The sequence below is a fragment of the Cellulosimicrobium sp. PMB13 genome (assembly GCF_051294865.1).
In the GTDB taxonomy this organism is placed as follows: domain Bacteria; phylum Actinomycetota; class Actinomycetes; order Actinomycetales; family Cellulomonadaceae; genus Cellulosimicrobium.
This window is the reverse complement of record NZ_CP145910.1, coordinates 3156439-3181930: the sequence shown is the minus strand read 5'-3', so window position 1 is coordinate 3181930 and position 25492 is coordinate 3156439. Positions and strand designations below refer to the sequence as shown.

Annotated in this window: 27 protein-coding genes; 8 read left to right on the top strand and 19 right to left on the bottom strand. The window is 74.6% G+C overall.

The window, feature by feature from the left end:
• Positions 1-47 precede the first annotated feature (47 nt).
• Entirely contained in the window at positions 48-1529 is a 1482-nt protein-coding gene (locus V5D56_RS14360) for an MFS transporter (protein WP_435735974.1), read from the top strand.
• Here V5D56_RS14360 and V5D56_RS14355 read toward each other — a convergent pair.
• The gene (locus V5D56_RS14355) at positions 1496-2344 is read right to left on the bottom strand and encodes an alpha/beta fold hydrolase (RefSeq protein ID WP_435735973.1); all 849 of its coding nucleotides are present in this window, start codon (positions 2342-2344) and stop codon (positions 1496-1498) included. The two genes, V5D56_RS14360 and V5D56_RS14355, sit on opposite strands and share 34 nt — an antisense overlap.
• Before the next feature lie 114 nt (positions 2345-2458).
• Here V5D56_RS14355 and V5D56_RS14350 point away from each other — a divergent pair, with 114 nt between their 5' ends.
• The gene (locus V5D56_RS14350; protein ID WP_435735972.1) at positions 2459-3067 is read left to right on the top strand and encodes a DUF4334 domain-containing protein; all 609 of its coding nucleotides are present in this window, start codon (positions 2459-2461) and stop codon (positions 3065-3067) included.
• On the top strand, positions 3064-3774 hold the full coding sequence (locus V5D56_RS14345) for a hypothetical protein (RefSeq protein ID WP_435735971.1): 711 nt from the start codon (positions 3064-3066) through the stop codon (positions 3772-3774). Before V5D56_RS14350 ends, V5D56_RS14345 begins: the two co-directional genes overlap by 4 nt.
• Here V5D56_RS14345 and V5D56_RS14340 read toward each other — a convergent pair.
• The 11 genes from V5D56_RS14340 to V5D56_RS14290 form a co-directional block, all read right to left on the bottom strand.
• Positions 3738-4931 carry an NAD(P)/FAD-dependent oxidoreductase gene (locus tag V5D56_RS14340; protein ID WP_435735970.1) on the bottom strand — a complete coding sequence of 398 codons (1194 nt, stop codon included), beginning with the start codon at positions 4929-4931 and terminating at the stop codon, positions 3738-3740. The two genes, V5D56_RS14345 and V5D56_RS14340, sit on opposite strands and share 37 nt — an antisense overlap.
• Before the next feature lie 39 nt (positions 4932-4970).
• The gene (locus tag V5D56_RS14335; RefSeq protein ID WP_435735969.1) at positions 4971-5753 is read right to left on the bottom strand and encodes a glycosyltransferase family A protein; all 783 of its coding nucleotides are present in this window, start codon (positions 5751-5753) and stop codon (positions 4971-4973) included.
• Positions 5750-6328, bottom strand: coding sequence for a hypothetical protein (locus tag V5D56_RS14330; RefSeq protein WP_435735968.1), 579 nt, complete (start codon positions 6326-6328; stop codon positions 5750-5752). Before V5D56_RS14330 ends, V5D56_RS14335 begins: the two co-directional genes overlap by 4 nt.
• A 77-nt stretch (positions 6329-6405) precedes the next feature.
• Positions 6406-7206 carry a MerR family transcriptional regulator gene (locus tag V5D56_RS14325; protein ID WP_435735967.1) on the bottom strand — a complete coding sequence of 267 codons (801 nt, stop codon included), beginning with the start codon at positions 7204-7206 and terminating at the stop codon, positions 6406-6408.
• Between the two features lie 5 nt (positions 7207-7211).
• Positions 7212-7748, bottom strand: a complete 537-nt coding sequence (locus V5D56_RS14320; protein ID WP_435735966.1) for a VOC family protein — start codon at positions 7746-7748, stop codon at positions 7212-7214.
• 51 nt (positions 7749-7799) lie between these two features.
• A complete protein-coding gene (locus tag V5D56_RS14315) occupies positions 7800-8138 on the bottom strand; it encodes a hypothetical protein (protein WP_435735965.1) in 339 nt (112 codons plus the stop codon).
• Positions 8135-9109: a hypothetical protein gene (locus tag V5D56_RS14310; protein ID WP_435735964.1), complete on the bottom strand. Its 975-nt coding sequence runs from the start codon at positions 9107-9109 to the stop codon at positions 8135-8137. Before V5D56_RS14310 ends, V5D56_RS14315 begins: the two co-directional genes overlap by 4 nt.
• Before the next feature lie 10 nt (positions 9110-9119).
• Entirely contained in the window at positions 9120-10454 is a 1335-nt protein-coding gene (locus V5D56_RS14305) for a M12 family metallopeptidase (RefSeq protein ID WP_435735963.1), read from the bottom strand.
• A gap of 229 nt (positions 10455-10683) precedes the next feature.
• Positions 10684-10887: a cold-shock protein gene (locus V5D56_RS14300; protein ID WP_251151039.1), complete on the bottom strand. Its 204-nt coding sequence runs from the start codon at positions 10885-10887 to the stop codon at positions 10684-10686.
• A gap of 549 nt (positions 10888-11436) precedes the next feature.
• On the bottom strand, positions 11437-11883 hold the full coding sequence (locus V5D56_RS14295; RefSeq protein WP_435735962.1) for a hypothetical protein: 447 nt from the start codon (positions 11881-11883) through the stop codon (positions 11437-11439).
• Between the two features lie 107 nt (positions 11884-11990).
• Positions 11991-12281, bottom strand: a complete 291-nt coding sequence (locus V5D56_RS14290) for a DUF1905 domain-containing protein (RefSeq protein WP_435735961.1) — start codon at positions 12279-12281, stop codon at positions 11991-11993.
• 128 nt (positions 12282-12409) lie between these two features.
• Between V5D56_RS14290 and V5D56_RS14285 the strand changes: the two genes are divergently transcribed.
• The 3 genes from V5D56_RS14285 (at position 12410) to V5D56_RS14275 (ending at position 14549) form a co-directional block, all read left to right on the top strand.
• Entirely contained in the window at positions 12410-12991 is a 582-nt protein-coding gene (locus tag V5D56_RS14285) for a cytochrome b (protein WP_435735960.1), read from the top strand.
• Positions 12992-13067: 76 nt separating this feature from the next.
• Positions 13068-13439: a DUF5655 domain-containing protein gene (locus V5D56_RS14280; protein ID WP_435735959.1), complete on the top strand. Its 372-nt coding sequence runs from the start codon at positions 13068-13070 to the stop codon at positions 13437-13439.
• 81 nt (positions 13440-13520) lie between these two features.
• Positions 13521-14549 carry an alpha/beta hydrolase gene (locus V5D56_RS14275; protein WP_435735958.1) on the top strand — a complete coding sequence of 343 codons (1029 nt, stop codon included), beginning with the start codon at positions 13521-13523 and terminating at the stop codon, positions 14547-14549.
• 40 nt (positions 14550-14589) lie between these two features.
• Here V5D56_RS14275 and V5D56_RS14270 read toward each other — a convergent pair whose 3' ends face one another.
• From V5D56_RS14270 to V5D56_RS14260, 3 genes are read right to left on the bottom strand one after another with little or no spacing between them, the layout of a single operon-like run.
• Positions 14590-14958: a DUF6221 family protein gene (locus V5D56_RS14270; RefSeq protein ID WP_435735957.1), complete on the bottom strand. Its 369-nt coding sequence runs from the start codon at positions 14956-14958 to the stop codon at positions 14590-14592.
• Between the two features lie 4 nt (positions 14959-14962).
• Positions 14963-16843, bottom strand: coding sequence for a siderophore-interacting protein (locus tag V5D56_RS14265; protein WP_435735956.1), 1881 nt, complete (start codon positions 16841-16843; stop codon positions 14963-14965).
• Positions 16843-17871: an ABC transporter substrate-binding protein gene (locus tag V5D56_RS14260; RefSeq protein WP_435735955.1), complete on the bottom strand. Its 1029-nt coding sequence runs from the start codon at positions 17869-17871 to the stop codon at positions 16843-16845. The genes V5D56_RS14265 and V5D56_RS14260 overlap by 1 nt, the downstream gene beginning before the upstream one ends.
• A 178-nt stretch (positions 17872-18049) precedes the next feature.
• On the opposite strand from V5D56_RS14260, the gene V5D56_RS14255 reads away from it, so the two are divergent.
• Positions 18050-18808 carry a helix-turn-helix domain-containing protein gene (locus tag V5D56_RS14255; protein ID WP_435735954.1) on the top strand — a complete coding sequence of 253 codons (759 nt, stop codon included), beginning with the start codon at positions 18050-18052 and terminating at the stop codon, positions 18806-18808.
• Positions 18809-18898: 90 nt separating this feature from the next.
• Positions 18899-19957, top strand: coding sequence for a TIGR00341 family protein (locus V5D56_RS14250; RefSeq protein ID WP_435735953.1), 1059 nt, complete (start codon positions 18899-18901; stop codon positions 19955-19957).
• A 71-nt stretch (positions 19958-20028) separates the two neighbouring features.
• Here V5D56_RS14250 and V5D56_RS14245 read toward each other — a convergent pair whose 3' ends face one another.
• The 4 genes from V5D56_RS14245 to V5D56_RS14230 all read right to left on the bottom strand — a co-directional run bounded on the left by V5D56_RS14245 (position 20029) and on the right by V5D56_RS14230 (position 25351).
• Positions 20029-21168, bottom strand: a complete 1140-nt coding sequence (locus V5D56_RS14245) for an endonuclease/exonuclease/phosphatase family protein (RefSeq protein ID WP_435735952.1) — start codon at positions 21166-21168, stop codon at positions 20029-20031.
• 210 nt (positions 21169-21378) lie between these two features.
• On the bottom strand, positions 21379-21852 hold the full coding sequence (locus tag V5D56_RS14240; protein ID WP_251151026.1) for an HNH endonuclease: 474 nt from the start codon (positions 21850-21852) through the stop codon (positions 21379-21381).
• Positions 21853-22153: 301 nt separating this feature from the next.
• Complete coding sequence (locus V5D56_RS14235; protein WP_435735951.1) at positions 22154-23656, bottom strand: ATP-binding protein; 1503 nt, start codon at positions 23654-23656, stop codon at positions 22154-22156.
• 18 nt (positions 23657-23674) lie between these two features.
• On the bottom strand, positions 23675-25351 hold the full coding sequence (locus V5D56_RS14230) for an FAD-dependent oxidoreductase (protein ID WP_435735950.1): 1677 nt from the start codon (positions 25349-25351) through the stop codon (positions 23675-23677).
• Between the last annotated feature and the right edge of the window lie 141 nt (positions 25352-25492).

Below are 25492 nucleotides of genomic sequence, written 5' to 3'. Positions count from 1 at the left end.
AAGAGGTAACCGAGTACTGATCGGTACTCCATCAGCGAGGAGCCGCCATGACCGACCCGCGCACCGACCGGGCCCACGAGGACACGCGAACCGAGGCGCGCTTCACGCTGCGCGACTGGGGGCTGCTGCTCGTGCTGTGCGGCGCGATCTTCCTCGAGGGCAGCGACATCGCGATGCTCTCCGTCGCGCTGCCCGGCATCCGCGCCGACCTGGGCCTGGCCACGGGAGAGCTCGGCGGCGTCGTCACCGCCTACGTCGTCGGGTACGGGGGCTTCATGCTGCTGGGCGGACGCGCGGCCGACCTGTTCGGGCGGCGCCGCATGTTCGTGCTGTGGCTCGTCGTCTTCCTCCTGTTCTCCGGGCTGGGCGGCCTCGCGACCGAGGGCTGGATGCTCCTCGTGTCCCGTTTCGTCACGGGCATCGCGGCCGGGTTCCTCACGCCCGCCGGCATGTCGCTCATCACGACGTCGTTCGCGGAGGGGCCGCGGCGCAACCGCGCGCTCGTCGTGTACGGGGCCGCGGGGGCGGCCGGGTTCTCGCTCGGACTGGTCGTCGGCGGTCTGCTCGCCGCGATCCACTGGCGCTGGGTCTTCTTCGCCCCCGTGCTGCTCGCCGTCGTGCTCCTCGCGCTGGCGGTCGTGACGATCCGCCGGGACGCCCCGACGCCCGGACGCGGCACGCTCGACGTCCTCGGTGCCGTCCTCGCGACGGGGGCGATGGTGCTGCTCGCCGTCGGCATCGTGCGCCTCGAGCACCCGGGCGAGGGCGTGCCGTGGACGGTGGCCGCCCTCGCCGGGGGCGCCGGTCTGCTCGCCGCGTTCGTCGCGCGCCAGCGCCGGGTCGAGCACCCGCTCCTGCCGCTGCGGCTCTTCCGGTCGACCGAGCTCGTCCGGGCGAACGTCGCGGCCGTGCTCTTCGCGAGCGGCTTCTACGGCTTCCAGGTGCTCCTCACGCTGTACCTGCAGGAGCTGCGCGGCTGGACGCCGCTGCAGACCGGGCTCGCGATGCTCCTCATGGCGCTCGACGTGGTGCTCGCGCCCGCGATCACGCCGCGCCTGGTCGCCCGCTTCGGCGTGCCGCGCGTCATCGTCGTGGGACTCGTCGCCGGGGCCGTCGCCGCGGCGTGGTTCCTCGGGTCCGGTCTCGACTGGACCTACGCCGTCATGGTGCCGTCGATGGTGCTCCTGGGCGTCGCGTTCGCCCTCGTCTACGGACCCCTCGCCATCGCCGCGACCACGGGCGTCGGCGACGAGGAGCAGGGCGTGGCCGGCGGCGTGCTCAACACGGCCTACCAGCTCGGCGCCGCCGTCGGCATCTCCGCGGCGACGGCGGTCAGCGTACTCGCGCTCGGTGACCGCACCGGGGCGGAGGCGGGCCTCGACGCCTTCCACGCGGCCCTCTGGGTCTCCGTCGCGGCCTACGTCCTGGCCGCGGTCGTCATGGGCGCACCCCGCCGCCGGAGGCGCGGAGCAGGCGGGGCGTCCGACGCCGCGGGTCAGGTCCCGGAGCCGGCGTCGGTCGTGCGCTGAGCGCCCGGCGGTCCCGTCACGGCGTCGGCGACCTCGACGGGGACGGTCTCGGGGAGCCAGTGGCCCGCGTCGAGCTCGACGAACCGGTAGGGCGCCAGAACGTTGGCTTCGGTGTCCTCGGCGGCGCGGCGCCCGAGCGCGGCGTCGTGCGAGCCCCACACGTACGTCGTCGGGACGCGCACGGGCCCCACGCCCCGGCGCGCGAGCGGCAGCGCCCGGTACCAGTTGAGCGCCGCCCGCAGCGCGCCCGGCTCCCGCATGCGGTCCGTGTACCGGGCGGCGTCGTCGGCCGGGAGACCGGACCGTTCGAGCAGCGACGGCATCGAGCGGGACAGCACGGCCTCGGGCAGCGCAGGGAGCTGGAAGAAGCCGACGTACAGCGAGCGCAGCGCCTGGTCGGACCGCACGAGCGCGCGGGACAGCGCGCGCGGGTGCGGCGTCGAGAGCACGGTGAGGCTGCGCACGCGCTCCGGCGCCCGCGCGGCGAGCGCCCACGCGACGTTCCCGCCCCAGTCGTGCCCGACGACGTGGGCCGGGCCGGTCGCGTCGAGCACCGCGAGCACGTCGGCGACGAGGAAGTCCAGGCGGTAGGCCGCGCGTTCGCGCGGCCGTGCGCCGGGGGAGTAGCCGCGCTGGTCCAGCGCCACGGTGCGCAACCCCGCGTCGTGCAGGCACGGCACGACGCGGTCCCAGCTCGACGAGTCCTCGGGGAAGCCGTGGAGCAGGACCACCGGTTCGCCGTCCTCCGGGCCGGTGTCGTGGACGTGGAACGTGAGCCGGCCGCGGCGCAGCGCGGTGAGGCGGGACGGGGTCATCGCTCCAGCGTGCGTGCGCCCCGCGTCACCGGCAATCGCTCCCGACGTCTCCCGCCGGTGGGCGTCCCGGCCCGCCGTCGCGCGGGCGGGCAGCCGGTCGGTGAGGATGCTCGGATGGATCCGCAGACACCCGAGGAGACCACGCGCGTGCCCGGGACGGCGCGGCGCCGGGCGGCGCTCGCCGACCTCGAGCGCGGGGCGACGACCGCCACGGCGCTCGCGCTCCACGACACGCTGCCCGCGGTCGAGATCGACGACCTGCGCGGCACGTGGCGCGGCTCCGGACTGCCCACCGGCCACCCGCTCGACGGGCTCCTCGAGGCGCTCGGGTGGTACGGCAAGCGGTTCGACGGCCCGGACGCCGCGCACCCGCTGCTCTTCGCGCACCGCCGCGGGGGAGTGGTCGACGTCGACCCGGCGTTCGCGCCGCTCCCGCTCGTCCTGCGGTGCGCCCGCCTGTTGCGCCGCCCGTCCGTCGCGCGTGCCGTCCGCGGGGCGCTGCCGCTGGTGCGCACCCGTCGGCCCCGGGCCCGCGTGCGACGCGTGGAGCACCGCGGCGTCGTCACCGCGACGATGGTCTACGACGCCCTGCCGGTCCACGACGTGCTGCGCGCCGTCGACCACGACACCCTCGTCGGCCTCATGGACGCGCGGGGGATGGCCCGCCCGTTCTTCTTCGTCCTGCGCCGCGCGGCCTCGCCCGGTGAGCCGGACGCGTCATGACGGACACCGTGCTCTTCCTCGGTTTCGCCCTCGCGTACGTGGTCCTGCTCGCGTGGGGGATCGCCGTCGTCCGTGGTCGCCGTGCCGGCGTCCCGGGCGCCCTTCCGCTCCTCGTCGTCGCCGGCCTCGTCTACGACAACGCCGTGCTCGGTCTGGGTCGCTTCGTCGGCGAGGGGCCGACGCTGGAGACCCTCAACGTCGCCCGGTACGGGATCCACGCCGTCGCCACGCCGCTCCTCGTGGTCACCGCACGCTGGTGCCTCGCCCGTGCGGGCGTGGGATGGGCGAGGACGCCCGCTGCCGCGGTGGGTGCGGTCGCGCTGGCCGCCGGGCTCGTCGTGCTCGAGGTCGTCACGGTGCTCTCCGACCTGCGCCTCGCACCGCGCACCAAGCACGGCGTGCTCGCGTACGCGAACGTGGCCGAGACCGGACCGCCGGTGATGGTGATCGTCGTCGGCCTCGCGCTCGTGGTCGCCGGGGTCGGGGTGTGGCGCGGTGACGGCTGGGCGTGGCTCCTCGTCGGCTCGGCCCTCATGCTGGTCGGCAGCGCCGTGCCGGTCCCCGTCGACAGCGGCGCCGTGACCAACCTCTTCGAGCTCGTGCTCCTGGTATCGGTCGTCGCCACGGTGCGTCACCTCGCGGAGCCCCGGAGCCCCGAGCCGTCGGCGGCTCAGGACACCTTGCCCTGGAGCAGCCGGCGCCAGTAGATCGGCGGCTGGAGGTACCGGTCGAACAGCAGGAGGCTGCGGCGGGGCCGGGCCAGGTCGACGAGCCGGGTCGTCGGCTCCGGGCGGCGCTCGCGGTCGAACTCGGCGAGCAGCAGCTCGCTGCGCGAGGTCGTCACGGGCGCGACGGAGTACCCGTCGTACTGCTGCATGGCCGTGCCCTTGCGGCGGGCCTGGATGTTGCGGGCCACCACCGGGACCTGGCGCCGCAGCGCGCCGCCCGACGGCATCGCGTCGACCGCGGCCGCGTCGCCGAGCCCCCACACGCGCGGGAACGTGCGGTGCTGCAGCGTGCCCGGGTCGACGGCGACGAAGCCGTCGCTCTCGGCGGTCGCGAGCCCGCTCTGCGCGATCCACCCCGGCGCGCGGTGCGGCGGCGCGAGGTAGAGGGCGTCGTAGTGCGTCGTGTCCACGCCGTGGGGCGTGCGCAGGCGTGCAGTGCGGTCGGTGGCGTCGACGGACTCGACGGTCGTGCTCGTCCGGATCCGCACGCCGTACTCCTGAGCGGCGGCGAGCAGCTCGCGCTCGGCCCGCGGGTCGTCCACGAGCCGCGGCGACTCGACGACGAGCTCGACGTCGATCGCGTCGAGCACGCCGGTGCGCCGCCAGTGGTCCGTGGCGACGAACAGGGGCTTGAGCCCGACCGGGAAGCACGGCACGTGCCGCGACGCCACCGCGAACACCGCGCGACCCGACGTCAGCGCGGACAGCATGGCCCAGGTCTTCGCCGCGAGCTCCGGCAGGTAGCTCGTCGACGCGGACGGCGTCCCGACGGCCTCCCGGGCGCCGGGGATCGCGTCCCAGTCGACCTCGGACCCCGGGCACACCGCGAGGTCGCCGTAGCCGAGCTCGGTGCCGTCGGCGAGGTGCACGATCGACCGCTCGCCGTCGACGGACACGACCGGGCTCCGGTAGCGCCGCACACCGTCGGGCACGACGTCGTCCTGCGGCCGGCTGAGGTCGGCGAGCGTCGCCATCCCGGACGCGACGTACGAGAGCAGCGGCCGGTACTGGTGCACGTCCTTCGGCTCGACGACCGCGACGTCGCGGCAGCCGTCGCGCCGGACGCGACCTGCGAGGGACAGACCGGCGTTGCCGCCGCCGAGGATCAGCACGTCGTGCGCCCGGGGTGAGCTCATGAGGGGGACCGTTCCGGTGGGTGGCAGGGAGCACCCACGCTAGGAGCGGTCACGCCCGCTCGCCGCTGGGCGCGGTGCCCACCGCTCTCGCCAGCGCTCCCACGGCGGCGCCACCTCCCAGTTGAGGCGCAGCGTCCTCCACGCGCGGTCCATCCGGCGGCGGCGCTGGCTCCGGCCGCGCAGCGACCGCGCCGAGACCCCGACCCGCCACGACCGCACGAGGCGCGTCCGGCGGCGTGGACCGAGCCGGAACGCGAGGTCGAGGTCGTCGTGCACCTCGGCGTCGTCCCGGACGACGCGCTCCCGGACCGCCTCCCACGTGCTGGAGCGCACGGCCAGGCACGATCCCCAGAGCGTGGTGTGGCCGAGGGCGAGGTGGGTCAGCACGTAGTACGCGCCGAGGTAGCCGACGGAGGCGACGGTCCGCACGCCGACGGGGAGGTCGTGGAAGCGGCCCGTCCCGGTCATCGCGTCGAGCGTCGGGTCGGCGGCCATGCGCTCGACGACCGTCTGCACCCAGCGCGCGTCGGGACGCGAGTCCGCGTCGAGCCGCCCGATGACGTCGCCCTTGGCGGTGTCGTAGCCGGCCGCGGCGGCGGCCGGGATGCCGACGAGCGGCTCGTGCACGACGACGGCGCCCCACCGGTGCGCGACGGCCGCCGAGTCGTCCGACGACGCGTTGTCCACGACCACGACCTCGAGCGGTGCGACCGTCTGGCGCGCGAGGAGGGACAGGAGGTGGTCGAGGGCCGCGGCGTCGTCGCGCACCGGCACGACCACCGAGACCGTCGGCACGCGAGGCGCTCCGGACACGCCCGTCACGACCGCACCTCCGCGCGGCGGTGCCGGCGGGCGAGCACCGCCCCGGCGACGGTCGCCCCGACGAGCCCGGCCGCGAGGTCGGTCACCGTGTCGTCGTAGCCGACACCGATGCCGTCGTCGAGATACGTGTGACCGGCCCACTCGCCGACCTCCCACAGGATCGCCCCGATCGCCCCGAGCCCGGTCGTCACCACGACGACGCCTGCCGACGCACGCGCCGGGAACGCCGCCGAGGGCCCCGCCAGAAGCTCCCAGCGGACCAGCGCGAGGTACGCGACGGCCGCGATGAGCCCCGTGCAGACGAGGTGCACGGCCAGGTCGAGCCAGTCCACGGCGTCGTACCACTCGAGCTGCGACGCCCAGGCCGCGAAGAGCAGCGACGTCCCGTACGCGACGTCGAGGGGAGCCGGGAGGGCGAGAGCGCGCGGCACCGCGACCCCGCCGAGCACGAGGAGGAACAGCGCGCCGGCGATCCCGCCGAGCGTGACCGTGGCGACCACGAGGCTGACGAGGGCCGCGACACGCACGACGTCCGCCGGGGCGAGGGCCCCGCGGACCGTGGCGGTGCTGGGCATCCGGACCTCTTCGCGGACGGGGACGGTGTGGCGCCAGCGTCACATCCCGCGTGCGCGTTCGCACGACGGCGGGCGGACTACTCCCACGTCGCGGCGTCCGGGTCGATGCCGTGGTGGCGCGCGGACTCGTCGACGATCCGGCGGAACCAGACGGAGAGCCCCGCACCGATCCCGTCGTAGTACGCCGCGAACCCAGGGTCGGCCTCGAACATCCGACCCAGGCAGACCTGCATCTGTCGCGTCAGGGGGAAGAAGTTCGAGAACAGCTCACGGTGTCGCTCGGCGAGTCCGTCCGCCTCCTCGCTGCCCGGCTCGACGCCCCGGCTCAGCGCCTCGGCGAGGTCGCGCTGGAGGGTGGACATGGCTTCGGAGAGGGCGCGCCACCGACCGGGCGAACGCGACGCGGACCGCTCTGCGAACTGCGCCCACTGCGTCGACCCGCCCCACCGGGAGCGGGCCGAGGCCGCGTGCTGGGGGTCCCAGTCCTCGCCGAGCACGTCGCGCTGCTCGTCGTCGCTCATCAGGATGCCGCGCTCGTGCGCGGCGGTCAGGCGCTCGAGCTGTCGGTCGAGCCGCTGCAGGTCCTCGATCCGTTCCGCCAGCTGCGCCCGCTGGGCGCGCAGGGTGTCGACGATCTCCGCCGTGGTGTCGTCGAGCGCTGCGCGGATCGCCTCGAGCGTGAGGCCTGCCTCGCGATAGGCCACGACCCGGCTGAGACGTTCGAGGTCGTCCCACGTGTAGAGCCGGTAGCCGGCGGGGGTGCGTCGGGACGGTGACGCGAGACCGATCTCGTCCCAGTGGTGCAGCGTGCGCACGGTCAGCCCGAGGAGGTCGGCGGCCACCCCGACCGTCGCATCCTCGTCCACGTCGTCGGTCATCAAGCTCATTGTGCTCCTCCGTGGTCGTCCTCGGGCGCGAAGATGCCGACCGATGCGAGGTCGCGTCCCGTGTCGCTGTCGGGCTCGTACGGCGTCGCGGCCGTGAACGTGACGTGCGCGCCCTCCGGCGTGCGCACGTCGATGTCACGCGTTCTCCAGGGTGTGTCGTACGGCCCGGTCACCGAGTCCGGGGACAGCTCGCGGCACGCGTCGGCCACCGGCTCGAGCTGGCTGAGGACGCACGAGACGAACACCTGCACCCGTGCCGGCGATGTCGATGGCGACGAGCCGTCGACACCCTCCGGCACCAGCAGGACGTCCTGGAAAGCCCACCGCCGCAGGTGGACCACCTGCCCGGGGATGCTGAACAGGTCGATGAAGCCGAGCCCGCGCACCCAGAAGTCCGTCGACGCCGCCAGGTCCCGCGTCGGGATCTTCACGAACATCGGCATCGCGTAGATGCCGCGGAACGGGTCTGGTGCGACCGCGTCCGGGCCGTCGGGAACAGGACTCATCTCGAACGCGTCGAAGTAGTCAGCCATGCGAGACAGCCTGGAGCCTCACGCCGCGTGAGGGTCAACTCCCGCGGGGCGCTAGATCGTGCGGACCGGGACCTCGCCCGCCGAGCCGGGCGACGCCCCGAGCACGTCCACGGGCACCGCCTGGACGGTCAGGAGGTCGCCGCTCGCGACGTCGCCGTCGCCGGCGAGGTCGACGTGCACGCGGACCGTCGCGCCGGGAGGCACGTCGTCGACGTCGATCGCGAACGGCACGCGACCCCCGGGCGAGAGGTCCACACCGGGCAGCACCGCCTCGGCGAGACGGAGCGCCGCGACGTCCTGCAGCGTCGTGTCCTCCACGGACACGCGGACCGTCGCGGCGGAGGCGGGCGCGTCGTCAGGCAGCGCGACCGCGCCGAACAGGGTGGTCATGCGACCACTCTGACACGGTCGCGGGACGCGAGCGCCTCGACGACGGCGTCCGTGATCGGCAGCCCCGTCAGGTTCTCGCAGAACAGCCAGAGCCCGGCCGGGTTGACCTCGAAGAACACGTGCTCGCCCGACGGCGTGCGACGCAGGTCGACCGCCCCGTAGACGAGCCCGAGCCGGTCCATGAGCGCCCGGACCTGCGCGAGCACCGGGTCGGGCAGCGTGACCGCCCGGACCGTCGCCTCGTCGAGGACCATCCGCATGTCGCTCGGCAGGCTCGTCGCCGTCGCGTCGATCTCGGTGGTGAACGCGACGCCGTCGACCATGGTGACGCGCAGGTCCACGCCGGGGACGTACTCCTGGAGGATCGTCGGGGCGAACCGCACCTGGTCGAGGCGCTCGAGGTCGTCGGCGTCGAGCACGTGGGTCTCGCGCCACGCGTCGAGGCGCGCGATGAACGCCTTGGTCACGACGCGGCCCGGTCCCATGGCGGCCACGAACTCGTGCGCGCGCGCCGGGTCACGCGTGACGACCGTGCGCGGGAGCGCGATGCCGAGGTCGGCGGCGACGGCCCACTGCCACGGCTTGTGGTGCGCGTCGGCGTCGGACCGCGGGTCGTTGACCCAGCGCAGGGGCAGCGACGCGACCACGCCCTCGAAGACCTCGGCGAGCTCGCTGCTCGCGAATCCCGCGGCGGCGGGGTCCGTGATCGACGGGTCGGGCGGCGTGCCGCGCAGGCGGCGCCACCATCCGGTCGTGGCCTCGGTCAGGTCCTGTTCGAGCGCGCCGCTCGTACCCCCCGAGCCGGCGAGGCGCATCGCGGCGGGCGCGCCGGTCTCGTAGGCGAGCTCGAGCGAGTCCGTGGTCCCCAGGGCCGACGTGTCGAGCACGACGACCTCGTGGCCGAGCGCGCGCAGGCGCTCGACCACGACGGCCGTGTGGTCGTCGTCGGGGAAGCTGACGACGAGGATCATGATCGGCCCCTCAGAGCCCGGCCTCGGCCGCGGCCTGCTCGGCCAGGGCCGCGACCGAGGCACGGACGGCATCGAGGGCGGTGACGACCTCGGCGAGCACGACGGCGAGGTCGGCGGCCGACGTCGTCCCGGCACCCGCGTCCTGCGGAGCGCCCGACTGCTGCGCCACGGCCGCCTGGTATCGGCTCACGAAGTCGCTGTCGCGGCCGAGCACGAACGGGAGCGACCGGCCGATCGCCGGGTTGATCACCGGGAGCTCGGGGCGGATCGGCTCGACCACCTCGCGGATGGTCGGTCCGGGGTCGCGCACGGGCTTGAGCACGTCGCGCAGCGGCTTGACCACCTCGTCACGGGGTTCCTTGACGATCTCCTTGAAGGGCTCCTTGACGTCCTTGAGCGGCTCCTTGATCGTCGCGATCTCGCCGACGTCGCCCACCGGCTCCTTGATGACGTCCTTGAAGACGGGCTTGGGCCAGGAGAGGCCCGGGTACATGAGCTTGAGGCCTCGAAGGTCTCCGGCCGAGAGGGACGTGCGCTGCCCGATCACCGTGCCGGCCGGCACGGTGACGAGCGGCACGATCGTCGGCTGGCCGTTCTTGGAGAACGCCGTCGTCGGGTAGTGCATGATCGAGCCGAAGTCGTAGCCGCCGAGGTCGTCGCCGTCGCTGATGTGCTGGTTGAAGTTGTGCGCCTTGCCGTCCTCGATGTTGGCGAAGTTGATCTGGACGAAGGCGTCGCGGTCCTCGCGGGACTGCTCGTGCCACAGGCCGACCGCGTGCCCGATCTCGTGGATCGTGTTGCCCACCGTGCACCCCGGACCGAGCGTGATGTCCTGGCGCCCGCTGCGGCGCCCGACGGCCGAGCTGCAGCCGCCCCCGCCCACGAACCGGACGAAGTCGGCCTCGCCGTTGCGCGGCACGAGCCGCAGCGGTGTCTTCGCGTGCCAGTGCGCGATCGCGTTGTGCACGCGCGACGGGTTCGTGAGCCCGCCGTCGATCTCGAACGGCACGACGCCGTTCGGCCACCGGAACTGTGCGCCGCTGATCCCGACGGCGTGCGCGACGTCGGTGTCCTCGTCCGAGGTGAGCGTCGAGACGTCGCGCGCCTTCGCCTCCTCGACCGTGCCGATGACGATGTCGCCCTCGACGATCGCGAGGCCGTCGACCTCCGCCCAGACGACCGGCATCGACGCGAAGCCGTAGCCGTCGACGAGCGCGGTGCCGCCGACCGGCCCGGCGGCCTGCTCGCAGGACAGGTGCTCCCCGACGCCCCACCTGCCCGATGTCGTCCGGCGGCTCTTCGCGCCGCCGGACCGTCCGCCTGCCGGAGCCTTCTTCTCGACCATGACCGTCTCCCTCTGGAGAACCGCGCCGAGGTCGTTCTCCGCGCGGGCGGGGCTGTGTGCTCCTAGGAGGAGGGAGACGCGCCGCGTCGCGATGATGCGCAGCGGGGCCGACAGGGCCGACACGGGCTGACAGGGGCCGGCGTGAGCTGCCGAAGAACGCAGGAAGGGCCGCGCAGGTGCGCGGCCCTTCCTGGTCAGACGCGCCGCGGCGAGCGGCGAGAGCTCTGTGTCAGAGCGGCTGGATGTTCGTCGCCTGCGGGCCCTTGGGGCCCTGGGTGACGTCGAAGGAGACGCTCTGGTTCTCCTCGAGCGAGCGGAAGCCGGTGGCGGCGATCTCGCTGTAGTGGGCGAACACGTCGGCGGTGCCGTCCGAGGGGGCGATGAAGCCGAAGCCCTTCTCGGCGTTGAACCACTTCACGGTGCCAGTAGCCATGATGTCTTCTCTCGTTGATGCGTGCGTCCCACGAACGTGGGTGCGCTTGTCACGCCCTGCGGGGCGCTGACGGGTGTGGGGGCGGGATCGGTCGGATCCGGCCGGTCTCGCGGGCGGTGCCGCGAGGTGTCTGGTCGCCTGCTCGAGCGCGGTGACCACGGTCGTCGGCCGCGTGTAGCGGTCGTGGACCTGGAAGCCGCGGGGGAGCCGGGTGACCATGCCGGCGTACTCGCCGTCGGACGTCGCGACCCACAGGTCGTCGTCGACGCGGCGCAGCACGGGCTGCGGTCGGGAAGCGCCCGCGGCCGCAGCAGCGGTCGCGGGGTGTTCAAGGGTGGAGGTGGTGATGTTCTCTGCTCTCGCTCCGCGCGCAGTGGTGGGCGGAGATCGTCGGAGGCAGCCTCTGCTGCCCTGCGCGCACGTCCTCGCGTCGGAGCTGAGGATCGAAGGACGTCGCGGGATCCATGTCTCCATGACTGTCCCGCGACCCGAGCGCGACTCCCAGGCTACACCACCCTCGGCAGCGCGCACGGTCGCGCGCGGACGGGCTCAGCCGCAGCTGTCGCAGATGCCCGTCGCCGGGAGCGTCATGAAGCAGGTCGGGCAGATGGGCGCGGGCTTCTCGGGCTCCGGGGCGCGGCGCGGCGTCGTCGTGCGCGCCCGCGGGGTGGACGAGGGCGCGCGGCGGGCACGCTGGACGGGCGGCGGGGTCGGGGCCACCGGTCCGTACGCCTCGAAACCGTGCTTGCGCAGGATCGCCGTGGCGTCGATCCTGCCGCCGTCGAGCTCCTCGGCCGTGGCCGTCCGGCCCGTCGCGTGCTTGTGCGCGACGCCGAGGATCGCCTTCGAGTCGTACGTCCGGTCCTCGTGGTCGAAGGTCTCGCGGACCGACGGCGTGAACCCGTAGACGCCGAGGAAGTTCTCGGCCCCGCGGTCGTCGTGCTCGGCGATCGCGGAGAGGATGTGCTGGCGGGTCACGGCGGAGAAGGTAGCCACGCGACGAGCCTAGTCCGCCGTCAGGTCGTCCCGGACCGGCGGGCGGGGTCCGTCGTGTGGCCCCCGCCACGCGGGTCCTGCAGGTTGCCCTGTCCGGGTGGCAGGCCTCAGCTCAGCCGGCGCCCGAGGTGCACGGTGACCGTGTCCCCGACGTCCTTGCCGAGCCTCGTGCGGACCTTCGCGCTCAGCGAGAGCATGAGACCGCCGCTGCCCGTCGGCATGAGACCCACGTTCGCGAGCGTGACGCCGTCGACGGTCGCGTCGACGCGTACGGACCGCCCGGTGCCCAGCAGCTCGCGCGCGCCGGGCACCTCCACGCAGGGCCAGGTGTCGCCCTTGACGTCCACGCCGATCGGCGCGGTGAACGTGTGGTCGAGGGCGACGGGGTCGAACGGCATGAAGGCCTCCGGGGGCAGGCTGGCAGGGATGGCGTCGACCTCACGACTCGGTGCACCGGCGGAACTCATCGGCACCGCCCGCAGACGTCGAGCCCGCACCTGCCCGCCCGACGCGCGATGATGCCGTGGTGAGACTGCGCAACGACGCGGACGGCTACGGCGCCGTGACCAAGGCCCTGCACTGGGTGACCGTCGCGGCGCTCGTCGCGCAGCTCGTCGTCGGCTATCTGCTCGACGACGACGGGGGCGGAGGCGGGGGACAGGGTCGCGGGCGGGGCCGCGGCGAGGAGTCGGGCCGCGGTCGGGGACGGGGTGGCGACGACGGTGACGACGACGGCGGCGGCGGTCTCGCAGCCCTGCTCGACGGCGACCTCGACGGGCTGCTCGCCGTGCACGTCGCGCTCGGCCTGACGATCCTCGTCGTCACGGGCGTCCGGCTGCTGTGGCGGCGCCTCACGCCGCTGCCGCCCTGGGCGCCGGGGCTCAGCGCGGCCGAGCGCCGGCTCGCGCACGGGACCGAGGTGGCGTTGTACGCGACGCTGCTCGTCATGCCCGCCACGGGGATCACCCTGCTGCTCGTCGACGACGACCTGCTGTGGCTGCACGTCATGAGCCACGTGGTGTTCTTCGTCGCCCTCGCGCTCCACGTCGGTCTCGTGCTCAAGCACCAGATCGTCGACCGCGACCGGCTCCTGCGGCGGATGCTCTGACCGTCGATGGGACTCGGGCGCGGCGCGGCCCGGAACCCGAGCGGCAGGGGTCGGGGCACCGACCTAGCGTGGAGGCATGGGGCACGGGGGCGCGCACGAGGTCGGCACCTTCTTCGACGGTGCGCCCGACGGGTTCGCCCTGTTCGAGGTGGTCGCGGACGCCGTCGACGAGATCGGGCCCTCGCAGGTCCAGGTCTCGACGAGCCAGGTCGCGTTCCGCCGCCGTCGCGGCTTCGCCTACGTGTGGCGCCCCGGCCGGTACGTGCGGTCGGACGTCGCGGCGGTGCTGTCGATCCCGCTGCCGCGCCGCGTCGACTCCGTCCGGCTCAAGGAGGTGGCGCACCCGTCGCCGTCCGTGTGGATGCACCACCTCGAGCTGCGCGACGCGGGGGACGTGGACGACGAGGTGCGCGGCTGGCTCGCCGAGGCCTACGCCCACGCCGGCTGATCGGCTCGGACGAGGCTGCGCCGGCTGCTAGCGTGACCGGGCCCCTCGGCGAGCTGCCGTCGGGTCGATCCGAGGAGCGAGATGGACCTGGCGAGGCCGCGCGACGACCACGAGCACGACGACGCTCCGGCCGGTGGCCGGGTGCTCGTGGGCCTGCGGCTCGTGCTCGCGCTGGCTCTGGTGGCCGGGCCCGCCTGGGTCCTGGCGACGACGGGCGACGCCGTCGGGCACCAGCACTGGTCGCTCGCCGCGCTGCTCGCGCTGAGCGCCGTCGCCGGCGTCGTCCTCGGCGTGACGACGGTCCTCGCCGCGTGGCGTCGTACGGGCGGCCGAGCACGGGGTGACCGGGCGCGGAGCGACCGGCGAGGGGTCCGGGTCCTGCGCGCGACCGCCGCTGGCCTCGGGTTCGCAGCCCTGGTCGTCCTCGCGGCGGCCGTGGTGTGGTTGCGGCCCTTCGTCGCGACGGCCCCGGCCCTCGCGGCGCTGGAGAGCGACGACGCCGTCGAGGTCCGCGAGGAGGCGGGGTGGTACGCGTTCGTCCCGCGCGGCGGTGCCCCGACCACGGGCCTCGTCTACTCGCCCGGCGCCCGCGTCGACGCGCGTGCCACGGCGGCGGTCCTGCGCCCGCTCGCGGAGGCCGGGTACCTGGTCGTCTCGCTCAAGGAGCCGCTCGGCATCGCGTTCACGTCGCCCGCGCAGTCGGCCGCGGCGATGGACGCGTTCGGCGACGTCGACCGGTGGGCCGTCGGCGGGCACTCGCTCGGTGGCGTGGTGGCGTCGTCGTTCGCGGCCGACCGCGAGGACGAGGTCGACGGACTGCTGCTGCACGGGTCGTACCCCAGCACGGACATCAGCGCGGCGGACCTACTGGTCACCTCGGTGTGGGGATCCCGGGACGGGCTCTCGACCCCGGAGAGGATCGAGGCGTCGCGCGCCGACCTGCCGTCGGACGCCCGCTTCGTCGAGGTGCCCGGCGGCGTCCACGCGTTCTTCGCCGACTACGGGGCGCAACCGGGCGACGGCGTCCCGGGGACCAGCCGCGCGGACGCCCAGGCGCAGATCGTCGCGGCGAGCATCGAGGCCCTCGACGCGGTGGCCGCGGCACCGTAGCCCGGGACGTCCGGCAGCCGGAGGCGCACGGCCCCTGCAGTCAGGGCCGCCAGGCCTCGTCGTAGTCCGGGTGGTCGGCGTAGGTCGTGGCCAGCTCCTTGAGGATGCGGTCGCCGACGAACGAGACCCCGCTCTGCGCGCGGGCGCTGCTGGCACGCTCGAGGTCGACGGTCATGTCGTACCCGGTGGCCTCGTGCGCGAGCTCGACGATCCGTCGCTTCGCGCCGCACTCGGCCAGCACCCTGGTCGGGCTCCAGCGCGCACGGTGCCGGTCGGGTGCCGCCTCGCCGCCCGTACTGCCGTCCTCACTGCCGTTCTCACGGCCGTCCGTGCCGCCGGCCTGTCCGGCGGCACGCGCCGTGAGCTCGTCCTCGGCGATCCTCGACAGCAAGAACTCGGTCGGTGTCATGGGCCTAGTGTCCCGCCTGCGCGTCCACGACGAGCTCGACCACCTCCACGCCCCACCCGAGCGGCTCGTGGCGGGCGACGTCCCAGCCCGCGAGCCCGGCGATGCGGGCGACGTCGTCCGGGGTGCGCGGCGGGGCGCCGGTGGCGGCGAGCGCGAGCAGCGCGTGCTCGGCGGCGTGCGGGCTGAGACCGTCGGGCGCGAAGTCCTCGACGAGCAGGACCCGGGGGGCGGTGGCCCGCAGCGTGGTCAGGAGCGCGACCATCTCGGCGTCGGTGCGGTGCGCCGCACCGAGGGCGCTGACGGCCACGTCGGAGGCCGGCCACGACGTCGAGAACACCCGCGCCGGACCGTCCGGCGCGTGCCCCGCGGCCTCGCGCAGGACGGCGAGCGGGACGGTCTCCTCGACGACTGTCACCGACTCGACGTCCGCGACGTCGCCGAGGCGCTCGGCGACCACGACCGCGCCCGGCCCACCGACCGCGACCTTCGTCGCGCCGTCCCACGCCGGCCACGACGCGAGGCCGGTGAGGACATACGCGAGCACGTCGGCGTGCTCGACGAGCTCCGCGGCACGCGCGGCGTCGTGCTCCACCTCGGCGCGCAGCGTGCGTCCGCGCGCCTGCTGCCACGCGGGCACTCCCGCGCGCTGCGCCGGGGCGAGGCCCGCGAGCGCGAGCACGAGGTCGGCCTCGTGGCCCTCGTACTCCTCGCGCTCGTGCTCGTCGTCGAGGAGCTCCTCGCCGGCGTCGCCGAGCCGCAGCGCCGGCCCGTCGACCACGACGATCCCGACGCCGGCCAGGACGCCCGCGAGCGCCGTGACCGTGCCCGGCGGCACGGAGAGCGCGCCGGCGAGGTCGTCCACGTCGCGCGGACCCGTGCCGAGCGCGTCGAGCAGCCCGAGCTGCAGGGCCGCGCGCGTCGCGAGCCACGGCACGGGGGAGGGGACGCCCACGGGCGCGGCCGGAGCCGCGCCGGAGCGCACGGCCGCGTCCGAGGGGGCGGCCGACGCGGTGACCACCGCACCCGCCATCCCACCGACCGCTGCACCGACCGCCGCGCCGGTCGGTGCACCGGCCGAGCCGTCGTCGGAGACCGGCTCGAGGTGCCAGTAGCCGGTGACGTCCACGTGCGACCGGTCGAGCCCACGCTCGCGCACGAGGTGCCGGCGCACGGGCAGCAGCGCGCGGCTCTCCGCCGCGGCCCACGCGTACGCCTGGCCGGGCCACCAGTCGAGCGCGCGCACGGCGTCGTCGAGCGCCGCCCGGTCGCCCTCGGGAGCGACGACCCAGCGGACGGTGTCGCCGGCGCGCAGCGCGAGGTCCTGGCGCGCCGCCTCGTCCGCGACGTGTACCACGACCTGCACGGGCACGTCGACCGGGCGCTCGTCGAGGAACCGTCCGATGGCGGGCAACGCGGTCTCGTCGCCCCCGAGCAGGGCCCACGCGACGTCGTCGGGCCAGACCGTCGACGCCTTCGGTCCCACGAACCACACGTCCGAGCCCGGTACGGCCGCGGCGGCCCACGCGGCCGCCGGGCCGTCGCCGTGCAGCACGACGTCGAGGTCGAGCTCGCCCGCGACCGGGTCGACCCGGCGCGGCGTGTAGTCGCGTCCCTGGCGCTGCGACGAGGGTGGCCAGTCGATGCCGTGCGCGCGCTGCACCGGCAGCGCGGCCTCGATGTCCCCGTCCGCGGCGAAGATCAGCTTCACGTGGTCGTCGAAGCCGGGCGCGGCGAACGCGGGCATCGGCAGGTGGTCGCGCTCGAACGCGCCGAGCTCGGGGCCGACGAGGGTGAGGCGTCGCATGCGGGGCGTCACGTCGACGACGCGCGCGACCTCGACGTGCCGCAGGACGAGCGGGTGGGTGCGCAGGCGGTGCTGGGCCATCAGGAGAACTGCTCCTCGACGACGTCGAGCAGGCCCATCGCCTCGTGGTAGTCGCCGCGGATCGTCCACGTCGGCAGGTCGTGCGCCTGCCCGGCCTCGAACGACGGCAGCCCGGCGTAGACCGGGTCCTCGGCGAGCGTCGCGACGTCGGTCGTCGCGCCGTTGAACCCGATGACGAAGACCGTCGGGGCGGTGAACACCGAGCCGACCTGCTCCGCGGAGACCTCGAACATGTCGCCGCCCGCCGTGTACGGCTCCGCGCCCGTGCGCTCCTGGACCGTGTCGATCTCGAAACCGAGCTCCTCGAACGTGCTCGGCAGCGCCTCGCCCTCGATGAGGGCGAACGTCTTGCCGTCCGACGTGCCCGCGAGGAACGCCGTCGCGCCGTCGGGCACGGTGATCGCGTCGCGCACCTCGGCGAGGCGCTCGTCGTACCCCGCCACGAGCTCGTCGGCCGTCGCGGCCTGGTCGAACACGTCGTCGGCCAGGAACTCGAGCTGCTCCTGCCACGTCGTGAAGGACCCCGAGACGAGCACCGTGGGGGCGATCTGGCTCAGGCCGTCGTAGACGTCCGTCGCCTGCTTGAGGGGGAAGCCCCACCCGCCGCCCACGATGAGATCCGGCTCGAGCGCGAGGATCGCCTCGAGGTTGTACCCGTCCGCGCTCCAGTCCATGAGCTCGGTGCCGTCCGCCTCGGCCTCCTCGGCCCAGAAGGGGGAGAACGCGGGGTCGGGGTCGTCGGTGACCTCGGGGACGGTCGCGAGCACGGGGACGTCGAGGGCGTACAGGTACCCGGCGAGAGCGTGGTTGAGCACGACGACGCGCTGCGGGTCCGCGGGGACGGTCACCTCGCCCTGGTCGGTCACCACGACCCGGTCCGCGGCCTCGGAGGTCGAGGTGTCGGCGGCGCCGGTCGCCGTGGCATCGGCGTCGCCAGGGTCGGTGCTCGCGGAGCACGCGCCGAGCGCGAGCACGGCGGCGGTGGTCAGCGCGGCGGCGCGGAGGGTGGCACGACGCAGGGGCAGCATGAAGAGACCTCACAGTCAGGAGTCGGGGTGCGAGGGCCGCGTCCGGCGGCGCGCCTCACGAGGTTAGGCTAACCACACCTGGCGCTGTGAACGTCCCCGGAGGCGACATCTCCGGTACCGGACCTGACACCGGACGCGCCACGGGAGGCACCCGGGCGGCACCGGGGAGAGGAGCGCCATGACACCGACCGCGCTGAGCGCCGTCGTGCCCGAGAACTCGATCCGGTTCCTCGGTCACGGCACCCACACCCACGACGAGCCGCACCTCGTCCACGTCGTGACCGGCACGGCCGAGCTCGTCGTGGACGGCGCCCCCCTCACCCTCCGCACCCACGAGAGCCTGTGGCTCGCTCCCGGCGTGCCGCACTCGATGCGCCTGCCCGACGGCGCGATGGCGCTCGGCCCGATCCTGTCGCCGGGCGTCGAGCCCGCGCAGCGGGTGCGTCGGCTGGGCGTCGTGCCCGCCGTCACGTCCCTCCTCACGGCCGCGCTGTGCGCCGGCCCGAGCACGCCCGAGCAGGTCGCCCCCTTCCGTGCGGCCCTCGAGGACGTCCTGCGCGGCCTCGGCACGGACTACTTCGCCCTCACGCCGCCCCAGCACCCGGTGGCGCGTGCGGTCGCTGCGGAGGCGCCCGGGACGGGCGCGACCCTCGACGAGCTCGCCGGGCGTCGTCGCACGAGCGCGCGCCACGTGCAGCGGCTCTTCCTCGAGGAGACGGGCCTCGCGTTCGGACGCTGGCGCACCCGGTCGCGGCTCAACGTCGCCATCGCGCGCCTGCGCGGCGGGTCGCAGCTCGACGCCGCCGCCCACGCCGCCGGCTACGCGACCCGCGCCGGGCTCCTGCGTGCGCTGAGCCGCGAGACGGGCATCGGCGTGCCCGAGCTGTCCCACGACCCCGTCGCGGCGCTCGCGGCCGGGTCGGGCGTGCCGGTCTGAGCGGCGCGGTCGCGGGCGGTCCATACTGACGTCGCGGCGGGCAGGGGTTCGCCGGGGCGCCCGCGGACGGGCCCGCACCACGGAGGCAGCATGACGTCGAAGCCCACCACCGAGCAGGTTCCGGCTCCCGCGCGGCGCGGGTCGTTCCTCGGCGCGCTCGTGCCGCCCGCGCAGCGACGGCCGCTCGACGAGCTCGCCGACCGGCTCGACCTCGACGCGGGCGACGCGCGGGCCAAGACCTCGGCGTTCTGGGTGATGCTCGTCCTGTCCGGGATCATCGCGGTCGCGGGCGTCATCACCGACTCCACGGCGACGGTCATCGGCGCCATGATCATCGCGCCGCTGTCGACGCCGATCCTCGGCGTCGGTCTGGGGATCGTCACGGCGAAGGGCCGGCTCGTCGCGCGCTCCGTGCTGACGGTCGTCCTCGGGCTCGCGACCGTGGTCGTGCTCGGCTGGCTCGTGGCGCTCGTGCTCCCGGACACCGCGCACGTCCTCGCGAACTCCCAGGTGACCGGCCGGACGTCGCCCGGCCTCCCCGAGCTCGTCGCGGCGTTCGCGACCGGCTTCGCGGGCGCCATCGCGCTCGCCCGCCGCGACCTCGGGGACGTGCTGCCCGGCATCGCCATCGCCATCTCCCTCGTGCCGCCGCTCGGCGTCGTCGGCGTGTGCCTCGGCGCCGGGGCGCCGTCGCTCGCCGCGGGGGCGCTGCTGCTGTTCGCGTCGAACGCGGTCGCGCTCGTCATCGCCGCGACCGTCGTCTTCACCGGTGCCGGGTACGCGGCCGAGGCGTCCGACGCGCGCGCGGCCGTGCACGGGCCGCGGCGTGTGCGCCGTGCCTACCTGGTCGCGGCGGTCGCGCTCGTCGTCGTCGCCGTCCCGATGGTCGCGAACACCGTGCAGGCGGCGCTCGCGGAGCTGTGGGCGGGCCAGACCCGCGCCGCCGCGGAGGACTGGCTCGCCGACGACCCCGCCGCGGTCGTGGAGGGAGTCTCGTGGCAGGGCCAGGACCTCGTCGTCGCCGTGCGGACGCCGAACGACCTCCCGCCGGTCGACGCGCTCCAGGCCGACGTCGACACCCTGGTGCCGTGGCAGCCCGAGGTGGTCGTCGTCCACACCGTCGGGGAGCGGGTCGAGGACGACCGCTGACCGCACCGACCCGCGGTCGCGAGCCGGCCGGCCCGGCCACCGTCGGAGCGGGCCAGGCTGGCGGGAGGCGATCAGGCGACGTCGAGGTCCGCGTAGAGCGCGGCGTGGTCGGACGCCGCGTGCACCGGCGACGTCATGGTGTCGTAGTGGGGGAAGAGGGTGCCGTTGCGCCCGCCCCACACGCCCTGGCGGAACACCGACCCCCCGACCGTGCGCTCGAACAGCGCGGGGGAGAGGAGGACGTAGTCGATCTTCTGGCCCGCGGTGCCGTTGCCGTAGGTCCCGGGCCGGTCGTCCCCGGCGAACGTCGGGTGCTCGCTGACGTCGCGCAGGTCGGTCCCCTCGAGCAGCGGCCGCAGCGGGGCGCTGTCGGGCGTGTCGTTGAGGTCGCCCGCCACGACGACGTTCTCCTGCCCGCCCGCGCGCAGCCGCCGGTAGATCTCCGCCACGTGGCGCGCCTGCCGTCGCCGGGTCGCGTCGCTGTCCGCCTGGACGCCGTAGCCCTTGGACTTGAAGTGGTTGACCAGGACCGTGATCGTCGCGCCGGAGGGGAGCTGCACCACGTACTCGGGGCAGTCGCGCCCGAACACGACCCGGCCGGTCGAGTCGCGGTCGTCGACGTGGGACCGGATGCCGCCGATCCCGAGTCGGCGCGTCGTGAGGAGCCCGACGTCGATGCCGCGGTCGTCGTTGCCGTCGATGAGCATGACGTGCGGGTACAGCGGCTTGCCGGTCCGCGTGACGACACCCGCGTCCGTGAAGTGCTTGAGCGCGATGCGGCTCTCGGCCTCGACCACCGCGAGGACGTCCGCGTCGACGTCGGCGATCACCCGCGCGGCGTGCGCCGTGGCGAGCTCGTCGACCCGCTCCTTGACGAGGTCCACCCAGCCGATCCAGTCGCCGCGGCCCGTCGCGACGACCTCGGTCCGTGCCGTGCCCGCGGCGAGCGAGCCGGTGCGGCGCAGGAGGCGTCCCCGGACCTGGCGCAGGACGGCGAGCTCCGCGCCGTCGGACCGGAGCAGGCCCAGGGTCTCCAGGTGCTCCAGGACCTCGGCGCGCACGGCCGCGGTGTAGACCTCCTCGCCGAGCAGCGCGTTGACCCGGGCGTGCGCCGCGAGGACCTCGTTCCCGCCCCCGCTCATCGGACCGTGCATCGCTCGCGGGCGCTCGAACAGGTTCTCCACGTTGTACGCCCCGACCCGGACCGGCATGGCGGCCTCCCTCGCGTCGCCCCGGCACGAGGTCGGGGACCCGTCCGGGCGTCGGTACGGTCGGCGCCCTACCTGGGGAGAGGGCGCGCCGCCGCGGTCCGGACGTCCGGACCGCGGCTCTGGGGCGACCGCGGCCGCGACCGCGCGCGAGCAGAAGGCTCGGCCGGTGTCACCGCCACCGACCGAGCCGCTCGGGACCCGACGACGCCGTCAGCGCGGGCGCGGCGCCGGTGCGGTCGGGTAGATGTCGCGGAACGTGGGCTCGAACGCCGGTCTGAGGAGTCTCATCCCCGCCTCGTCGGGCGTGCGCCCGCCCTTGACCGCGTTGCAGGGCTCGCACGCCGCGACGGCGTTGAGCCACGTGGTCGTGCCCCCCTGGCAGCGCGGCACGACGTGGTCCATCGTCGTCGCCGTGCCGCCGCAGTACGCGCACCGGTACCGGTCGCGCCGCAGCAGCGCCGCGCGCGAGTACGGGACGCGGCCCTGACGGTCGTAGACCCAGCGAGCGTGGACGTAGCGGACGAGCTCGACCGAACGAGGCCGCTGGTACGGCCCGAACGTCTCGCCCTCGACCACCTCCAGGACCTCGGCGACGCGGCGGTGCAGCATGCGGATCGCGTGCCGCAGCGAGACACGGCCGAGGACCTGGCTGCCGCCGAGGTTGTAGATGACCACCTCGCTCATGGTCGCGTCTCCTGTCTCGTTCCTGGCCGGGACGACGAGAGCCGCCCCAGAACGGTGCCCCGGGACGGCTCAGCAGGTCGACGACAGATGTCGTCTACCTGAGGAGCGCCCTTCGGGACAGGTCGGTGGTCCACGGGTACGTCATGCGGTCCACCTGCCTCTCGTCGGTCGTCACGGTCGAGCGTCCGGGCGGTTTCGACCGGACGAAAAGCAGGCTATGCCCGCCAGGGCCTCACGTCCACGGTTTAGGGGCGCCTGTCGTGCCGGGACGGGTGCAGCGTCCGTGCCGCCGCGCCGTCGGTCATGCGGCGGGCGGCGTCGGCGCCACGAGCGGCAGGCGCACCACGAAGCGCGTGTCGCCCGGCCGGGACGTCACCGAGAGGTCGCCGTGGTGCTTGTTCACGACGATGCGCCACGAGATGTCGAGGCCCAGCCCGGTGCCCTGGCCGACGGGCTTCGTCGTGAAGAACGGCTCGAAGATGCGCGGCAGGACGTCCTCGGGGATCCCCGACCCGGTGTCGGCGACCTCTACCTCAACGGCGTCGTCGGTGCGGCGCGTCGTGACGGTGAGCGTGCCGTCGCCGCGCGTCTTCCCGCCGGGTGAGGCACCCATGGCCTGCGCGGCGTTCTCGACGAGGTTGGTCCAGACCTGGTTGAGCTCGGCCGCGAAGACCGGCACGGGCGGGAGGTCGGCGTCGTAGCGGCGCACGACGTCGATCCCGGCGAGCGCGTGGTCGAGCATCACGAGCGTGGAGTCGAGGAGCTCGTGCAGGTCGACGGGGCGGAACGGGGCGCGGTCGAGCTGGGAGTACTGGCGCGCGGCCCCGACGAGCGAGGAGATGCGCACGGTCGCGTCCTCGATCTCGGCCATGAGCTGCTCGGTCTCGATCGTGTACGCGAGCCAGCTCACCGCGCCGGTGAGCGCACCCGCGTCGATGCGCTCGGCGGCCCGGTCGAGCCACGGCTCGTCGATCCCGGCCTGCACGAGCGCGGGCGCGACCCGCCAGCCCTCCGGCATCCCGTGGTCGTCGAGCCAGTCCGTGAGCCGGTCCTCCAGGTCGGAGGTCTCCAGGGCACCGACGACGTCCGCGTCCCGCGCGTCGGCGTACCGCTCGAGCGCCTCCTCCTGGAGGCGGATGAGGACGGCGAGGGTCGCGCGGTCGTACGGACCGTCGGCGATGAGCGCGAGCTTGTGCCGCATCGCGCCCACGCGCTCGCGCAGCGTTCCGGTGGCCCGCACGGCGGCCGCGGCGGGGTTGTTCAGCTCGTGCGTGAGCCCGGCCGAGAGGGAGCCGAGCGCGAGCAGGCGCTCGCGCTGGCCCACGAGCTGCTGCGCGTCGCGCGTGCCCCAGAACACGCCCTCGAGCAGGTGCACCGCCATGGGGAACCACTCGGTCATGAGCTTCGCGAAGTCCGGCGCCGCGAGCACGAAGAACCGCGACGGCTCGAGCACGCGCACGCTGTGCAGGTAGGTCTGGGGGAGGCGGTCGCCGAGGTAGGCGTTCCACGCGCCCATGTAGACCCCGACCTGACGGGTGCGGTTGATCTCGACGTCGTCGCTCCCGACGCGCCGGAACAGCGCGACGCCGCCGTCGAGCAGGACGAAGAACCGTTCGGCCGGGTCGCCCTCGCGGCACAGGACCCCGGGCTCGGCGTGCTCGACGTGTCCCGTCCGGCACAACCATGCGAGCTGGTCGTCGGTGAGGTGCTCGAAGAGGAACGTCGACCGCAGCTCGTCGACGTCGCACGGCAGCCAGCCGCTCGTGTCCCGCTCGGTCTGCGTACCGTCCTGCATGCCGGTCATGGCGTCACCTCCGGTGGGTCAGAGCTGTTCGAGGTAGCGGTGCACGAGCATGACCGCCATCGCGCCCTCGCCCACGGCGGACGCGACGCGCTTGGCGGACTCGGCGCGCACGTCGCCCGCGGCGAAGACCCCGGGGACGGACGTCTCCAGGTGGTAGGGCGGGCGCTCGAGCGGCCAGCCCGCGGGCAGGAGCCCGTCGTGCGGCAGGTCAGGTCCCGCGAGGACGTACCCGCGCGGGTCGCGCGCGACGACGCCGTCGAGCCAGTCGGTGCGCGGGGCGGCGCCGATGAAGACGAACGCCCACCCGCAGTCGACCCGGCTCGTCTCCCCGGTGTCCACGTCGCGCAGCTCGAGGTGCTCCAGGTGCTCGTCGCCGACGGCGGCCGCGACCTCGGTCCGGGTCAGCACCCGCAGGCGCGGGTGGGCCTCGACCTGCTCGACGAGGTACGCCGACATGGACCGCGACAGGGTGTCGCCGCGGATCACGAGCGTGACCTGCTTCGCCTCGCGCGCCAGGTACAGCGCCGCCTGGCCCGCGGAGTTGGCGCCGCCCACGACGTACACCTCCTGGTCATGGCACGCGGCCGCCTCGGTGAGCGCCGAGCCGTAGTACACGCCGCGCCCGACGAGGTCGCCGAGCCCGGGGCCGTCGAGCAGCCGGTAGGAGACGCCGGACGCGAGGACGACGGTGTGCGCGTCGATCGCCGTGCCGTCGGCGAAGCGGACGCTGCGCGCCGAGCCGGTGACGTCGAGCTCGATCGCGTCGCGCGTCGTGACGATCTCCGCCCCGAACCGCACCGCCTGGCGCCGCGCGCGGTCGGCGAGCTGCGCGCCGGAGATGCCGTCGGGGAACCCGAGATAGTTGTCGATTCGCGAGCTCTGACCGGCCTGGCCGCCCGTCGCGGTCCGCTCGACGAGCACGGTGCGCAGACCCTCCGACGCCCCGTACAGCGCGGCGCTGAGCCCTGCCGGTCCGCCGCCCACGACGACGAGGTCGTAGAACTCCTCGGTCGGCGTGGTCGCGAGCCCGACCCGCTCGGCGAGCGTCGCGTCGTCGGGCGCGACGAGCGCCTCGCCGTCGGGCGTGACGACGAGGGGCAGGGACGACGCGTCCGCCTGCGCGGCGGACAGCAGGCGCGCGCCCTGCTCCGAGTCCGACGCGTACCACCGGTAGGGAACGCGGTTGCGCGCCAGGAACTCGCGCACCTGCGACGAGCGCGCGGACCAGCGGTGCCCGACCACCACGGCCTCGGCGGGACGGCGCCGGTCGGTGCGCTGCCACGCCTCGAGCTGGGCGTCGACGACGGGGTAGAGCTTCTCCTCGGGCGGGTCCCAGGGCTTGAGGAGGTAGTAGTCGAGGTCGACCACGTTGATCGCCTCGATGGCCGCGTCGGTGTCGGCGTACGCGGTGAGCAGGACGCGCCGCGCCGCCGGGAACAGGTCCATCGCCTGCTCGAGGAGCTCGACGCCGGTCATCTGCGGCATGCGGTGGTCGGCGAGGATCACCGCGACGTCCTCGCCGCGCAGGGCGAGCTCGCGCAGCGCGGCGAGCGTGTCCGCGCCGGACTCGGCGCGCACGACGCGGTACCGGTCGCCGTACCGTCGCCGCAGGTCGCGCGCGACGGCGCGCGAGACCCCGGGGTCGTCGTCGACCGTGACGATGGCGGGTCGTGACGTCGGTGCGACGGGTTCCACGCGGCCTCCTCGGCGGGCCCGGTGCGGGCCAGGACATCTTCTCCCCGGGGGGCGCGCACGTCCACGGGTGCGGGCGCGGGTCCGCCCGCCGGACGTGGCGCAGGCCACACTTGACGCCGCCGCGACGTGCGCTAGGTTAGG

What these genes read in the sequence shown, in the direction of transcription:
- V5D56_RS14360 (WP_435735974.1), top strand. Translation starts at nt 48, where the DNA reads ATGACCGACCCGCGCACCGACCGGGCCCACGAGGACACGCGAACCGAG.
- V5D56_RS14355 (WP_435735973.1), bottom strand. Translation starts at nt 2,344, where the DNA reads ATGACCCCGTCCCGCCTCACCGCGCTGCGCCGCGGCCGGCTCACGTTC.
- V5D56_RS14350 (WP_435735972.1), top strand. Translation starts at nt 2,459, where the DNA reads ATGGATCCGCAGACACCCGAGGAGACCACGCGCGTGCCCGGGACGGCG.
- V5D56_RS14345 (WP_435735971.1), top strand. Translation starts at nt 3,064, where the DNA reads ATGACGGACACCGTGCTCTTCCTCGGTTTCGCCCTCGCGTACGTGGTC.
- V5D56_RS14340 (WP_435735970.1), bottom strand. Translation starts at nt 4,931, where the DNA reads ATGAGCTCACCCCGGGCGCACGACGTGCTGATCCTCGGCGGCGGCAAC.
- V5D56_RS14330 (WP_435735968.1), bottom strand. Translation starts at nt 6,328, where the DNA reads ATGCCCAGCACCGCCACGGTCCGCGGGGCCCTCGCCCCGGCGGACGTC.
- V5D56_RS14325 (WP_435735967.1), bottom strand. Translation starts at nt 7,206, where the DNA reads ATGACCGACGACGTGGACGAGGATGCGACGGTCGGGGTGGCCGCCGAC.
- V5D56_RS14320 (WP_435735966.1), bottom strand. Translation starts at nt 7,748, where the DNA reads ATGGCTGACTACTTCGACGCGTTCGAGATGAGTCCTGTTCCCGACGGC.
- V5D56_RS14315 (WP_435735965.1), bottom strand. Translation starts at nt 8,138, where the DNA reads ATGACCACCCTGTTCGGCGCGGTCGCGCTGCCTGACGACGCGCCCGCC.
- V5D56_RS14310 (WP_435735964.1), bottom strand. Translation starts at nt 9,109, where the DNA reads ATGATCCTCGTCGTCAGCTTCCCCGACGACGACCACACGGCCGTCGTG.
- V5D56_RS14305 (WP_435735963.1), bottom strand. Translation starts at nt 10,454, where the DNA reads ATGGTCGAGAAGAAGGCTCCGGCAGGCGGACGGTCCGGCGGCGCGAAG.
- V5D56_RS14300 (WP_251151039.1), bottom strand. Translation starts at nt 10,887, where the DNA reads ATGGCTACTGGCACCGTGAAGTGGTTCAACGCCGAGAAGGGCTTCGGC.
- V5D56_RS14290 (WP_435735961.1), bottom strand. Translation starts at nt 12,281, where the DNA reads ATGCCGTTCGACCCCGTCGCCCTCGACCACACGTTCACCGCGCCGATC.
- V5D56_RS14280 (WP_435735959.1), top strand. Translation starts at nt 13,068, where the DNA reads ATGGGGCACGGGGGCGCGCACGAGGTCGGCACCTTCTTCGACGGTGCG.
- V5D56_RS14275 (WP_435735958.1), top strand. Translation starts at nt 13,521, where the DNA reads ATGGACCTGGCGAGGCCGCGCGACGACCACGAGCACGACGACGCTCCG.
- V5D56_RS14270 (WP_435735957.1), bottom strand. Translation starts at nt 14,958, where the DNA reads ATGACACCGACCGAGTTCTTGCTGTCGAGGATCGCCGAGGACGAGCTC.
- V5D56_RS14265 (WP_435735956.1), bottom strand. Translation starts at nt 16,843, where the DNA reads ATGGCCCAGCACCGCCTGCGCACCCACCCGCTCGTCCTGCGGCACGTC.
- V5D56_RS14260 (WP_435735955.1), bottom strand. Translation starts at nt 17,871, where the DNA reads ATGCTGCCCCTGCGTCGTGCCACCCTCCGCGCCGCCGCGCTGACCACC.
- V5D56_RS14255 (WP_435735954.1), top strand. Translation starts at nt 18,050, where the DNA reads ATGACACCGACCGCGCTGAGCGCCGTCGTGCCCGAGAACTCGATCCGG.
- V5D56_RS14250 (WP_435735953.1), top strand. Translation starts at nt 18,899, where the DNA reads ATGACGTCGAAGCCCACCACCGAGCAGGTTCCGGCTCCCGCGCGGCGC.
- V5D56_RS14245 (WP_435735952.1), bottom strand. Translation starts at nt 21,168, where the DNA reads ATGCCGGTCCGGGTCGGGGCGTACAACGTGGAGAACCTGTTCGAGCGC.
- V5D56_RS14240 (WP_251151026.1), bottom strand. Translation starts at nt 21,852, where the DNA reads ATGAGCGAGGTGGTCATCTACAACCTCGGCGGCAGCCAGGTCCTCGGC.
- V5D56_RS14235 (WP_435735951.1), bottom strand. Translation starts at nt 23,656, where the DNA reads ATGACCGGCATGCAGGACGGTACGCAGACCGAGCGGGACACGAGCGGC.